The following is a 12,106-nucleotide window of genomic DNA, read 5'->3' as shown; positions in this document are numbered from 1 at the left end:
TCAGGTGCCGGGAGACGCAAACGTAAACGTTCAGTAAAGGTCATTGAAACAGTTTGTTTCAGCCTCCATTAAGGTCGGGCACCTTATCCTCGTTGGATAAAGGCAACGATTTTCCCGGCAATCTACGAGGTCGCCATGAACAGCGAAGAACAAACCCTGATCGATGGACTGTTTTCCCGGCTGCAACAGGCCGAAACGGACTCAGCCCCGCGTGACGCCCAGGCCGAGGCGCGGATCAAGGAACACCTGACGCGCCAGCCTGCGGCAGGATATTTCATGACCCAGGCGATTCTGGTGCAAGAGACAGCGATCAAGAGCCTCGATGAGCAGAACCAGCAACTGACCCGGCAAGTCCAGCAATTGCAGGCAGAACTGCAACAGGCCAAGGCCCAGGCGAGCCCGGCTCCAGCGTCGAGCGGCGGTGGCTTTTTGTCGAGTATCTTTGGCGGCGCTTCCCGTGATCCACAACCGGCACCGACCCAGAGTTCGGCGCCATCGAGCGGTGGCTGGCGTGAGCCGGGGCGCTCGTCGTTCGGTTCGCAAGCGCCACAGCAGAACTTCGGTGCTGCGCAACAGGCATTTCCACAACAGGGCTATGCCCCACAGCAGCAAGCACCGGCAGCGGCCGGCAGCAGTTTCCTCGGTGGAGCGCTGAAAACCGCCGCTGGCGTGGCGGGTGGCGTGATGCTGGCTCAAGGCATCAGCAGCCTGTTTCATCACAATCAGCAACCGGAAGTCGTCGAAGTCATCAAGGAAGAGCCAGCCCAGGTCAACGACCAGGGCACCAATGGCTGGGGCGATGACCAGCGCATGGCCGGCAACGATTCCTGGAGCAACGATCAGGGTGGCTTCAGCGATGCTGACTACAGCGATGATTCGTTGTTCGGCGGCGACGACGATTCCTTCGTCTGACACATCTGTGGCGAGGGAGCAATCTCCCTCGCCACATAGCCGATTATTCGCGGAACAATCCTCCGGGCTGGCATACTGGGCGACCTTTCGGGCCTGGTGCCTGAATCAGCCTTGAGGAAAGCCGGTGAAAAAAATCGCAGTGTTCGCCGATGTCCAGAACCTCTACTACACCGTGCGTCAGGCTTATGGTTGCCATTTCAACTATGCCGCGCTGTGGGCTGACATCAGCCAGCAGGGCGAGATCGTCGAAGCCTACGCCTACGCCATCGACCGTGGCGACAGCAAACAGCAGCAGTTCCAGCAGATCCTGCGTAACCTCGGGTTCACCGTGAAGCTCAAGCCCTACATCCAGCGCAGCGATGGTTCGGCCAAGGGTGACTGGGACGTGGGTATCACCCTCGACATCATGGACGCCGCCGACCATGTCGACGAGATCGTGCTGGCTTCCGGCGATGGCGATTTCGACATGCTGCTCGAACGCATCATCAGCAAGCATGGCGTGCAAGCCGTGGCCTACGGCGTGCCGGGCCTGACGGCCAACTCGCTGATCCGCGCCGCCAGCCGCTACGTGCCGATTGAAGGCGCGTTGTTGCTCAAGAATTGATTTTTACGGAGTAGAAACAGGTTTGGAACGCATCGCAGTCATCGACTTTGAAACCACCGGGATCTCCCCGAGCAGCAGCTGCCGGGCCACGGAAATTGCCGTGGTGATCCTTGAACAGGGACGCATTGTCGAGCGTTACCAAAGCCTGATGAACGCCGGCGTGCGCGTCCCGGCTTTCATCGAGCAGCTTACCGGCATCAGCAACACCATGCTGCGCACCGCGCCGTCGGCGGAGCAGGTGATGAACGAAGTGAATGAGTTCGTCGGCACCACACCCTTGCTCGCGCATAACGCCGCGTTCGACCAGAAGTTCTGGGACTTCGAACTCGGGCGAATCAAACGCACCCGCTTGCAGAACTTTGCCTGTTCGCTGCTCTTGGCCCGCCGCCTGATGCCTGGCGCGCCGAACCACAAACTCGGCACCCTCACCACGTTTGCCAATCTGCCGCACACCGGCAAGGCCCACCGGGCCATGGCCGATGCCGAGATGGCGGCCAACCTGACGGCGCACCTGGAGGAAGAGTTGCTCCACAAGCATGGCCTGCGCGAGCTGTCCCATGACTTGCTGTGCAAATTGCAGAAGGTGCCGGCGGCGAAGGTGGGTGAGCATCTCAAGCGCTATCGCTGATCCCGAGCTCACCACAAATCCCCTGTAGGAGCGAGCCTGCTCGCGACGGGGTGTCAGGTTTCCCGCGTTATCGTTGGCGACCATCGCGAGCAGGCTCGCTCCTACAGGTTCCGCGTTCGATCAAAGCTTGCCATTCCCTTCGATATGCCCCAACGGCACCCGCTTCTCTATCGCACTGGACAACACGATCGACGTCTTGCTGAACCCGAACGTGGCGATCCGGTTGATCAACTCTTCCAGCTCCGGCATAGAGCCCACCGCGGCTTGCATGATCACGCACGGATCGCCGGTCACCCGATGGCATTCGGTCAATTGCGGGATTTTGATCAGGTCGTCGTAGGCCTTCTGGTTGCCGTGCTGGTTCAGGCGCAGTTCGATCACGCACTGGATCGGCAGGCCCAGCTTGGCCATGTCGACCTTCGCCTGATAGCCGGTGATCACGCCGCTGGCTTCGAGCTTGGCCACGCGCTCGGCCACGGCGGGGGCTGACAGGTTGACCTTGCGCGCCAGGTCCGCGTAGGACGCGCGACCGTTTTCCAGCAGGGCGCTGAGCAGCATGCGGTCGTATTTGTCCATGGTGCGACTCCTGAAAGTGGTCGACTTTCGAAAACACGGTTTATAGCGCTGAACTCCGTGTTTTGAAAAGTGTACTGGCGCTTTAAACAGGTTTTGTAACTTATTTTCCGTCTCCAGCCTTTCTAGAATAGCCGTTCACTTGTCCTTGCCTGTGAGCTGCCCCCCATGTCCGGCCTTCGTCGCTTTCCCTTACCTTTGATCGCTGCCTTTTTCGCCTTGTACGTGATTTGGGGCTCGACTTACCTGGTGATCCGTATCGGTGTGGAATATTGGCCGCCGCTGCTGCTCGCCGGGATCCGCTTCGTCATTGCCGGGACCTTGATGTACGCCTTCCTGCGCTGGCGCGGGGCGCCGGCACCGACCTGGGCGCAGTGGAAAGCCGCCGGGGTCATTGGCGTGTTGCTGCTCGCCTGTGGCAATGGCGCGGTCAGTGTCGCCGAGCACACCGGGGTCGCTTCTGGTGTCGCCGCATTGGCGGTAGCGACGGTGCCGCTGTTTACCCTGCTCTGTGGGTATTTCTGGGGCGCGCGCAATACCCGTCTGGAGTGGGCCGGGATTGTGCTCGGGCTGATCGGCATTGCCATGCTCAACCTGGGTTCCAATCTGCAATCGAGCCCATTGGGCGCGGCGTTGCTGGTCTTTGCCGCGGCGACCTGGGCGTTCGGCTCGGTATGGAGCAAACACTTGCCATTGCCACAAGGGGCAATGGCAAGTGCCGTAGAAATGTTGGTCGGTGGTGTAGTGCTGCTGATCGCCAGTGCGGTCAGCGGTGAACACCTGGAAAAGGTGCCGCCCATCGAAGGTTGGGCAGCCCTGGCGTACTTGACCGTGTTCGGCTCGATCATCGCCTTCAACGCCTACATGTACCTGTTGAAACACGTGCGCCCGGCGGCGGCTACCAGTTATGCCTACGTCAATCCTGCAGTGGCGGTGTTGCTGGGGATCGTGTTTGTCGGCGAGACCATCGGCATCGAAGAAGCACTGGCGATGGCTGTGATCATCAGCGCCGTGGTGCTGATCGGATTGCCGCAGTGGCGTCGGACGCCGGTTAAGCCTGTGGTGACGGTGGTGCCGACAGAATCCCGAGTGAATTAGGGTAAACTGCGCGGCATTGCATCTTGTTTTGCACACTTGTTTTGAACAACCCGCGCTGAATTTTCCTACGGTACTCCCATGACTTTCGCCACCCTTGGCCTGATCGAACCCTTGCTGCGCTCACTTGAGACGCTCGGCTACCAGACTCCGACGCCGGTTCAGGCGCAAGCCATTCCGGCGGTGCTGGCCGGTCGCGACCTGATGGCCGCCGCTCAGACCGGCACCGGCAAGACCGCCGGTTTCGCCTTGCCGCTGCTGCAACTGCTGGCCATGGAAGGGCCGAAAGTCACCGCCAACTCGGTCCGCGCGCTGATCCTGGTACCGACCCGTGAACTGGCCGAGCAGGTTCACGAAGCCGTGCGCCAGTACGCCGAAAATCTGCCGCTGCGTACTTACGCGGTGTATGGCGGCGTCAGCATCAACCCGCAAATGATGAAGCTGCGCAGCGGTGTCGACCTGCTGGTGGCAACCCCGGGCCGCTTGCTCGACCTGTTCCGCCAGAACGCGCTGAAGTTCAACCAGCTGCAAACCCTGGTGCTGGACGAAGCCGACCGCATGCTCGACCTGGGCTTTTCCGAGGAGCTGGCGAACATTTACCGCGCGCTGCCGAAGAAACGTCAGACGCTGCTGTTCTCCGCGACCTTCTCCGATGATATCCGCCTGCTGGCCGGGCAGATGCTCAACGACCCGCTGAGCATCGAAGTCAGCCCGCGCAACGTGGCGGCCAATACGGTCAAGCAATGGATCGTGACGGTGGACAAGAAGCGCAAGCCGGAACTGTTCGTGCATCTGATGCGCAAGGGCAAGTGGAAGCAGGTTCTGGTGTTCGCCAAGACCCGCAACGGCGTGGACGCGCTGGTGGAGAAACTCCAGGGGCTGGGCATCGACGCCGACGGCATCCACGGCGACAAGCCCCAGGCGACTCGCCAGCGCGCGCTGGATCGTTTCAAGGCAAGTGAAGTGCAGATTCTGGTCGCTACCGACGTGGCCGCCCGTGGCCTGGACATCGAAGACCTGCCGTTGGTGGTCAACTTCGACTTGCCGATCGTCGCCGAGGATTACATCCACCGCATCGGTCGTACCGGCCGCGCGGGCTCGACCGGCGAGGCGATTTCCCTGGTGTGCGCCGATGAAGTGAATCTGCTGTCGGCCATCGAGATGCTGACCCGCCAGACCTTGAAGCGGCAGAACGAGCCGGACTTCGAGCCGGAGCACCGCGTACCGGACACCGATGCCAGTGGCCAGGTCGTCAAGAAGCCGAAGAAACCGAAGAAGCCCAAGGCTTCCGGTGGTGGCGGTGGCAAACGCAATCTTGGCAAGTGGGTGGATAGCGGAGAGGTTGCACCGGCGGAGCCTTCGATCAAGCCGGTGCGCAAAGTGCCGGTGTTCAATACCGGGCCGCGTAAGCGTAAGCCTTAATAGCTTCAGCGACCGTTCGACCGCCATCGCGAGCAAGCTCGCTCCCACAGGATCCATGTCGTACACAAATTATGTGTTCACTGAAGATCAATGTGGGAGCGAGCTTGCTCGCGATTGGGGCGACTTGGTCTCAGCCCTCGCGCCGCAACCACTCCACCATCCCCAACCCAGCCGCTCGCCCACTGGCAAAACACGCGGTCAGCAGATAACCGCCTGTCGGCGCTTCCCAATCAAGCATTTCCCCGGCGCAAAACACGCCAGGCATTTGCTTGAGCATCAAGCGCTCATCCATCGCCTCGAACAACACACCGCCCGCGCTGCTGATGGCCTCGTCCAGTGGACGGGTTTTCACCAGTGTCAGTGGCAATGCCTTGATCGCCTTGGCCAGCAAGGCCATATCGGCAAAGCACTCGGCACTGGTGAGTTCACGCAAAAGCGCCGCTTTTACCCCATCGATACCCAACTGACTGTGCAGGTGCTTGGCCATCGAGCGTGAACCTCGTGGTTTGCTCAACGCCGCCAGAACTTTATCCACAGGCCGGCCGGGCAGCAGGTCCAGATGAATCGTCGCTGTACCGTGCTGGTTGATCGCTTCGCGGATCGGTGCCGACAGGGCGTAGATCAAACTGCCCTCGATCCCGGTGGCGGTCATCACGCATTCGCCGAGCCGGGGAATGTCGTCGTTCAGGCCGATGGCGATATTTTTCAGCGGCGCGCCGGCGAATTTGCTGACCATCAATTCGCTCCAGGCCTGCACCTCGAAGCCGCAATTGCTCGGTTGCAAAGGTGCCAGTCCTACGCCGTGCTGCTCCAGTGCCTGCATCCAGGCGCCGTCCGAACCCAGTCGTGACCAACTGCCGCCACCGAGGGCGAGCAGGGTGGCATCGGCTTGCACGGTTTTTTCGCCTTCCGGGCTGTCGATGCGCAAACCGCCATGCTCGTTCCAGCCGAGCCAGCGATGGCGGGTGTGGATAACTACACCGCTGTCGCGCAGGCGCTTGAGCCAGGCGCGCAGCAGCGGTGCGGCTTTCATGTCGGTGGGGAATACCCGGCCGGAACTGCCGACGAAGGTTTCGATGCCCAGCTCGTGAATCCACTGGCACAGCGCTTCGGCGCCGAAGCCGCGCAGCAGCGGGGCGATTTGCGGGGCGCGTTCGGCGTAGCGCGAGAGAAATGCCGGGTAGGCTTCGGAGTGAGTGATGTTCATGCCGCCGACGCCGGCCAGGAGGAATTTTCGTCCAACCGAAGGCATGCCGTCGTACAGGTCGACCTTGATCCCGGCCTGGCTCAGCACTTCAGCTGCCATCAAACCGGCAGGACCGCCGCCGATGATGGCGACGTTAGAGAGGAGGGCTGGTGAAGGTTGAGTCATGGGATGCACTGCGGTCTGGCGGGATAAGCCGGGCATTCTACCAGCCCGAATCCCTGTGGGAGCGAGCCTGCTCGCGAAAGCGTTGTATCAGTCGACATCCATGTTGAAGGACAGATCGCCTTCGCGAGCAGGCTCGCTCCCACAGTTGACTTGTGGTGTTTTTAAAGGTGGTTAAAAAACAATCAATCCTCTGTAGCCTATAGACGGCATGACCTGCAGACCCTTTCACTCAGGTTATCCACAGGCAGCTCCACAGGCATTGTGGGTAAAGCATCCACAACAACTCAGTGACAGCCTGATGACTGCCAGACGCGCTGCGCGCTGTGATGGAGGATGCCGTGGCGGCGGGCCAGGGCCTGGCGGTCTTTGCTGTAGCCGCCGCCGATCACCCCGACCAGCGGGATGTCGCGGCCCAGGCAATGGCGCATCACGCTTTCATCGCGGGCGGCGACGCCTTCGTCTGTCAGCTTCAGATAACCCAGGGCGTCGTCCTTATGCACATCGACCCCGGCGTCATACAGCACCAGATCCGGTTGGTAGAGCGGCAGCAGGTAGTTGAGCGCATCGTCCACCACCTTCAGGTAGTCGGCATCACCCATGCCGTTGGGCAGCGGAATGTCCCAGTCACTTTCGGCTTTGCGTGCAGGAAAGTTCTTTTCGCAGTGCAGGGAAACGGTTACCGCTTCCGGGGTGTGGTGCAGGATTCGTGCGGTCCCGTCGCCTTGATGCACGTCGCAATCGAAGATCAGCACCCGGTTCACCCGACCACTCTCCAGCAGGTAGTGGCTGATCACCGCCAGGTCATTGAAGATGCAGAACCCGGCCGGGTAGTCGTAGTGCGCATGATGGGTGCCGCCCGCCAGGTGACAGGCCAGGCCATGCTCCAGCGCCTGCTCGGCCGCCAGCAGTGAGCCGCCGACTGCCCGCACCGTGCGCCGGGCCAGGGCTTCGCTCCAGGGCAGGCCGAGGCGGCGCTGGTCTTCGCGGGACAAATCGCCACTCATGTAGCGGTCGATATACGAAGGGTCATGGGCGAGGGCGAGAATGTCTGCCGGACACAGATCCGGGCGCAGCAGGTCGGCGTCGCGGGTCAGGCCGCTGTCCACCAGGTGATCGCGCAGCAGGCGGAACTTGTCCATGGGGAAGCGGTGATCCGCCGGAAACTCGGGACTGTAGTCTTCGTGATAAATCAGCGGCAGTGGCATGGTCATTTCATGTAGGAATGAGAGAAGGATCCTACCAGCGTTGTAGACTGGCGACATTGAAATGGAGGGGCGGGGCACGATGGAGCCAATACTGGAGCTTGAAAGCGCTCGGCTGCTGTTGCGCCAGTGGCGCGATGAAGATCTGGCGGACTTTGCGGCGATGTGTGCCGATCCGCAGGTGATGCGCTATTTTCCGGGCACTTTGAGTCGGCTGGAAAGCGCGTCATTGATCGGGCGAATCCGTGGTCATTTCGCCGAGCATGGTTATGGGCTCTGGGCCTTGCAGCGAAAGGACTCTGGCCAGTTCATCGGGTTTACCGGGCTCAATGTGGTCGGATTCGACGCGCCATTCACCCCTGCAACGGAAATCGGCTGGCGCCTGGCCCGCGAGCACTGGGGCCTCGGTTACGCCAGTGAAGCGGCGTGGACCGCTCTGCGCTGCGGGTTCGACCGCTTGCCACTGAAAGAGGTGGTGGCCTTCACGACGCAAACCAACCTGCCGTCAGAGAAAGTCATGCAGGCCATCGGCATGCACCATGACCCGGCGGATGACTTCGAACACCCGCGACTCGAAGCCGATCATCCGTTGCGTCGGCACGTTCTGTATCGCATCAGCCGCGAACAATGGCTGCAAACCTTGCATGGATAAGCTGGCACGGACGTTTACAATGGCCCCATGCTGGCCCGGGCCGGAAACTGAATCGACCGTTGCAGCCAAGACTGCGCGGCAATGTTTTGCGTGAGGAGAGTCTGAATGAGCCAAGTGTTGGAAGATCTGGTCGACTTGCTGACCCTGGAACCGATCGAGGAAAACCTGTTCCGCGGCCGTAGCCAGGACCTGGGTTTCCGTCAGCTGTTCGGTGGCCAGGTACTCGGCCAGTCGCTGTCGGCGGCGAGTCAGACGGTAGAAGAGGCGCGCCATGTGCATTCGATGCACGGCTATTTCCTGCGTCCGGGTGATGCCGGGTTGCCGGTGGTGTATCAGGTTGACCGGGTGCGTGACGGCGGCAGCTTCAGCACGCGCCGGGTGACGGCGATCCAGAAGGGCCACCCGATCTTCACATGCAGTGCGTCATTCCAGTACGACGAGGAAGGCTTTGAGCACCAGAGCGAAATGCCGGTTGTGGTTGGCCCGGAAAATCTGCCTTCGGAGCTGGAAATCACCCAGCAGCGCGCGCACCTGATTCCCGAGAAAATGCGCGAAAAGCTGTTGTGCCCCAAGCCGATCGAATTCCGCCCGGTGACTGAAAAAGATCCCTACAACCCGCTGCCGTCCGATCCGGTCAAGTACGTCTGGTTCCGCGCCGACGGAGCTTTGGCCGATTCGCCGGCGCTGCATAAATACCTGCTGGCCTATGCATCGGACTTCGGTCTGCTGGTCACCTCGATGCAGCCCCATGGCAAATCGGTCTGGCACAAGGACATGCAAGTCGCCAGCCTCGATCACGCACTGTGGTTCCACCAGAATCTGCGTGCCGATGACTGGCTGCTTTACGCGATGGACAGCCCGTGGGCCGGCAACTCCCGCGGATTCTCCCGAGGCAGTGTGTTCAATCGCGCCGGGCAACTGGTGGCCTCGGTCACTCAGGAAGGCTTGATCCGTCACCGCAAGGATTGGGCGTGAGCCTGGCCGACGTGCGTCACTGGGTGTTCGACATGGACGGCACCCTGACCGTGGCCGTGCACGACTTCGCAGCGATTCGCGTAGCCTTGGCGATTCCTGCCGAACACGACATCCTGACCCACCTCGCCGCACTGCCAGCTGATGAAGCCGCTGCCAAGCATGCGTGGTTGCTGGAGCACGAACGGGACCTGGCCCTCGGTTCGAAACCGGCGCCGGGCGCAGTGGAGTTGGTGCGCGAGCTGGCCGGGCGCGGTTATCGCCTGGGCATTCTCACGCGCAATGCCCGGGAGCTGGCGCATGTCACGCTGGAGGCCATTGGTCTGGCCGACTGCTTTGCGGTCGAGGACGTGCTGGGGCGTGATGAAGCACCGCCCAAGCCTCATCCGGGCGGTTTACTGAAACTGGCCGAAGCGTGGAAGGTGCCGGCAAGCGAGATGGTGATGGTCGGTGATTACCGTTTTGATCTCGATTGCGGGCGGGCGGCGGGGGCACGCACGGTGCTGGTGAACCTGCCGGATAATCCTTGGCCGGAATTGACCGATTGGCATGCGGCGGATTGTGTCGAGTTGCGGCAGATGTTGTCGGCTTGATTGCCTCGTTGCCTGGTCAACCGCTTTCGCGAGCAGGCTCGCTCCCACATTTGATTTCTGGTGTTCACAAATGATGTGTTCACCGCAAAATCCTTGTGGGAGCGAGCCTGCTCGCGAAGGCGTCAGATCAGGCAGTGCAACACCTACTGCCCAAACAATGCCTTCTGCCCCTCCGGCGAGGTAAACATCCCGTCCCCGCTATGCCCGACTCCGGGTACTTCAATCAGTTGCTGCTTCAGCCCTTGCGGTTGCAGCCGCTTCAGATAATCAAAGTAAAAACGCCCGCGCGCCAACCGATACGGCCCTTGCGCCCTGGCCTCACAGCTTTTATCCAGCGCCGGATGATTCGGGTCGGTGTCCTGCTGGCCCAGTAGGTAAACGATGTCACGCTTAAGGTACTTTTCCTGCAGTTGTGTGGGCGTTTGTCCTTCGGCGTAGGCGGGCAAATCCGCTAGCCCATACTTCCAGCGATTGAATTGCGGGCAACCGGCGTGACTGAACGCCACGGGCCGGCGCTCATCGAAATAGGCGTAGGACGACGGGTTGGCAATCACGTATCGAACCTGTACGCCGGCCGCCTCGAGGGCTGGCTGATCATGACCGAGCAACGCATAGCGCTGAACCACCTGCGCGCCCCCGGAGTGCCCGGCGATGACAATTTGCTTCACATCCGGAAACTGCTGGCGATCTCCCAGGCGGGCAATGATTTCGTCGAGCGCGGCGTAGGAACTCAGCCGAAACGGCGCCGTGGATTCGCCGCCGGCCATCCATTCATTGCCTTGCCAGCGCAAAACGGTGTCGGCCACCGGATGAACCGCAACATCGGTTTCATTGAGGAATTGCGGGGCGATCACCAGGGTCGTTGCGCTTTGCCCGGCCAGTTCGGCCGCGTGCTCACCGCTCTGCAGATAAGTTTGCGCGTTGCGCAAGCGACCGTGGAGGATGATCAGCACCCGTTCGATTTTTGCCGGGGCGGGGCTGATGCCCACCGCGATTTCACCTGATTTCAACAGCAGGCGCCCGGGACTGAGTTCCTTGACCTCATGCTCGGCGGCCTGGGACGTTGCGCAAGTAAACAGAACAACCAACAACCACTTCTTCATTTACAGATTTTTCGTCGCAAAGGTATCGCACTGGCTTACCTGGCCTTGGGCGAAACCGGTTTTGAACCAGCGCACCCGTTGCGCTGACGTACCGTGGGTGAACGAATCCGGGACCACGCGGCCCTGACCCTGTTGCTGCAAACGATCGTCACCGATGGCGTTCGCTGCGTTCAGTGCTTCTTCGATGTCGCCCGGTTCCAGCCAGTTCAGGCGCTTCTGCGCATTGTTGGCCCAGACACCGGCCAGGCAATCGGCTTGCAGTTCCTGACGAACCAGCAAACCGCCGTCGCCTTCCATCTGCCGGCCTTGTTGGCGGGCTGCCTGAATTTTTGCAGACACTCCAAGCAGGGTCTGCACATGGTGTCCGACTTCGTGAGCGATTACGTAGGCCTGGGCGAAGTCGCCCGCGGCGGAAAAGCGTTGGGACATTTCCTGGAAGAACGCCATGTCCAGGTAGACCTTCTGGTCCGCCGGGCAATAGAACGGCCCGGTGGCCGAGGTAGCCAGACCGCAGGCCGAGTTCACGCGGTTGCTGAACAGCACCAGGGTCGGGTCTTTGTATTGACGGCCGGCCTGCTGGAATATCGTGCCCCAGGTGTCTTCGGTGTCGCCGAGGATCGAGCGCACGAACTCCGCGCCTTCGTCATTGGCCGGCGGTGCCTTGCGGCTCTGGTTGGTGGCGGGTGCCGATTGCTGGTCCATTTGCCCGGTCAGTTGTCCGAGGATTTGCAGCGGATCCTGGCCGGTGATCCAGCCGATGCCGACGATCAGCAGGATCGCCGTCAGGCTCAGGCCCTTGCCACCGCCGAAGCGCATCCCGCCGCCGCCACTGCCGACATCATCACCACGGGCATCGACCACGTTGTCGCTGCGTCGGCCTTTTTTCCATAGCATGTGTGAATCCTCTTCTGTTCCGGGTCACGAGCCGTGCGATGAGTGTTGCTGCCAAGTGGGAGCCGCGCCAGTCCGGTCGTCAGA

At 61.2% G+C, this 12,106-nt stretch carries 13 protein-coding genes; 8 read left to right on the top strand and 5 right to left on the bottom strand.

The genetic code is table 11. From position 1 onward, the window contains the following. The first annotated feature begins 135 nt into the window (after positions 1 to 135). The 3 genes from ACXX83_RS21110 (at position 136) to ACXX83_RS21100 (ending at position 2,144) form a co-directional block, all read left to right on the top strand. Positions 136 to 912 (top strand): DUF2076 domain-containing protein, encoded by a 777-nt coding sequence (locus tag ACXX83_RS21110; RefSeq protein ID WP_458549495.1) that lies wholly within the window; start codon positions 136 to 138, stop codon positions 910 to 912. A 124-nt stretch (positions 913 to 1,036) separates the two neighbouring features. Continuing rightward, positions 1,037 to 1,516 carry a LabA-like NYN domain-containing protein gene (locus ACXX83_RS21105; RefSeq protein WP_015096943.1) on the top strand — a complete coding sequence of 160 codons (480 nt, stop codon included), beginning with the start codon at positions 1,037 to 1,039 and terminating at the stop codon, positions 1,514 to 1,516. Between the two features lie 22 nt (positions 1,517 to 1,538). Continuing rightward, positions 1,539 to 2,144, top strand: coding sequence for a 3'-5' exonuclease (locus ACXX83_RS21100; protein ID WP_458549494.1), 606 nt, complete (start codon positions 1,539 to 1,541; stop codon positions 2,142 to 2,144). 120 nt (positions 2,145 to 2,264) lie between these two features. Here the strand turns inward: ACXX83_RS21100 and ACXX83_RS21095 are convergent, their stop codons facing one another. Next, positions 2,265 to 2,720 (bottom strand): Lrp/AsnC family transcriptional regulator, encoded by a 456-nt coding sequence (locus ACXX83_RS21095; RefSeq protein WP_007994028.1) that lies wholly within the window; start codon positions 2,718 to 2,720, stop codon positions 2,265 to 2,267. A gap of 165 nt (positions 2,721 to 2,885) precedes the next feature. On the opposite strand from ACXX83_RS21095, the gene yedA reads away from it, so the two are divergent. Both yedA and rhlE1 read left to right on the top strand, forming a co-directional pair. Further along, a complete protein-coding gene (gene yedA, locus ACXX83_RS21090; RefSeq protein WP_458549493.1) occupies positions 2,886 to 3,815 on the top strand; it encodes a drug/metabolite exporter YedA in 930 nt (309 codons plus the stop codon). 78 nt (positions 3,816 to 3,893) lie between these two features. Further along, on the top strand, positions 3,894 to 5,234 hold the full coding sequence (rhlE1, locus tag ACXX83_RS21085) for an RNA helicase RhlE1 (RefSeq protein ID WP_458549492.1): 1,341 nt from the start codon (positions 3,894 to 3,896) through the stop codon (positions 5,232 to 5,234). A gap of 130 nt (positions 5,235 to 5,364) precedes the next feature. Here rhlE1 and ACXX83_RS21080 read toward each other — a convergent pair whose 3' ends face one another. Continuing rightward, on the bottom strand, positions 5,365 to 6,606 hold the full coding sequence (locus ACXX83_RS21080; RefSeq protein WP_458549491.1) for a TIGR03862 family flavoprotein: 1,242 nt from the start codon (positions 6,604 to 6,606) through the stop codon (positions 5,365 to 5,367). A gap of 284 nt (positions 6,607 to 6,890) precedes the next feature. Further along, on the bottom strand, positions 6,891 to 7,811 hold the full coding sequence (locus ACXX83_RS21075) for a histone deacetylase family protein (protein ID WP_217836433.1): 921 nt from the start codon (positions 7,809 to 7,811) through the stop codon (positions 6,891 to 6,893). A gap of 79 nt (positions 7,812 to 7,890) precedes the next feature. On the opposite strand from ACXX83_RS21075, the gene ACXX83_RS21070 reads away from it, so the two are divergent. The 3 genes from ACXX83_RS21070 to ACXX83_RS21060 all read left to right on the top strand — a co-directional run bounded on the left by ACXX83_RS21070 (position 7,891) and on the right by ACXX83_RS21060 (position 10,025). Then, complete coding sequence (locus ACXX83_RS21070; protein WP_217836432.1) at positions 7,891 to 8,460, top strand: GNAT family N-acetyltransferase; 570 nt, start codon at positions 7,891 to 7,893, stop codon at positions 8,458 to 8,460. Between the two features lie 105 nt (positions 8,461 to 8,565). Continuing rightward, the gene (gene tesB / locus ACXX83_RS21065; protein ID WP_458549490.1) at positions 8,566 to 9,435 is read left to right on the top strand and encodes an acyl-CoA thioesterase II; all 870 of its coding nucleotides are present in this window, start codon (positions 8,566 to 8,568) and stop codon (positions 9,433 to 9,435) included. After that, positions 9,432 to 10,025 carry an HAD family hydrolase gene (locus ACXX83_RS21060; RefSeq protein ID WP_407801016.1) on the top strand — a complete coding sequence of 198 codons (594 nt, stop codon included), beginning with the start codon at positions 9,432 to 9,434 and terminating at the stop codon, positions 10,023 to 10,025. Before tesB ends, ACXX83_RS21060 begins: the two co-directional genes overlap by 4 nt. Before the next feature lie 143 nt (positions 10,026 to 10,168). Here ACXX83_RS21060 and ACXX83_RS21055 read toward each other — a convergent pair whose 3' ends face one another. Further along, complete coding sequence (locus ACXX83_RS21055) at positions 10,169 to 11,128, bottom strand: alpha/beta hydrolase (RefSeq protein WP_458549489.1); 960 nt, start codon at positions 11,126 to 11,128, stop codon at positions 10,169 to 10,171. Then, positions 11,129 to 12,022 carry a KPN_02809 family neutral zinc metallopeptidase gene (gene ypfJ / locus ACXX83_RS21050; protein ID WP_015096933.1) on the bottom strand — a complete coding sequence of 298 codons (894 nt, stop codon included), beginning with the start codon at positions 12,020 to 12,022 and terminating at the stop codon, positions 11,129 to 11,131. Positions 12,023 to 12,106: the final 84 nt, after the last annotated feature.

The organism is Pseudomonas sp. GNP012 (genome assembly GCF_054343835.1).
This window is presented reverse-complemented; position numbering and strand designations above follow the sequence as displayed.

Excerpts from the sequence above, each read along its gene's own strand:
- ACXX83_RS21110 (WP_458549495.1), top strand. The coding sequence starts at position 136 with ATGAACAGCGAAGAACAAACCCTGATCGATGGACTGTTTTCCCGGCTG.
- ACXX83_RS21095 (WP_007994028.1), bottom strand. The coding sequence starts at position 2,720 with ATGGACAAATACGACCGCATGCTGCTCAGCGCCCTGCTGGAAAACGGT.
- yedA (WP_458549493.1), top strand. The coding sequence starts at position 2,886 with ATGTCCGGCCTTCGTCGCTTTCCCTTACCTTTGATCGCTGCCTTTTTC.
- rhlE1 (WP_458549492.1), top strand. The coding sequence starts at position 3,894 with ATGACTTTCGCCACCCTTGGCCTGATCGAACCCTTGCTGCGCTCACTT.
- ACXX83_RS21080 (WP_458549491.1), bottom strand. The coding sequence starts at position 6,606 with ATGACTCAACCTTCACCAGCCCTCCTCTCTAACGTCGCCATCATCGGC.
- ACXX83_RS21075 (WP_217836433.1), bottom strand. The coding sequence starts at position 7,811 with ATGCCACTGCCGCTGATTTATCACGAAGACTACAGTCCCGAGTTTCCG.
- ACXX83_RS21070 (WP_217836432.1), top strand. The coding sequence starts at position 7,891 with ATGGAGCCAATACTGGAGCTTGAAAGCGCTCGGCTGCTGTTGCGCCAG.
- tesB (WP_458549490.1), top strand. The coding sequence starts at position 8,566 with ATGAGCCAAGTGTTGGAAGATCTGGTCGACTTGCTGACCCTGGAACCG.
- ACXX83_RS21055 (WP_458549489.1), bottom strand. The coding sequence starts at position 11,128 with ATGAAGAAGTGGTTGTTGGTTGTTCTGTTTACTTGCGCAACGTCCCAG.
- ypfJ (WP_015096933.1), bottom strand. The coding sequence starts at position 12,022 with ATGCTATGGAAAAAAGGCCGACGCAGCGACAACGTGGTCGATGCCCGT.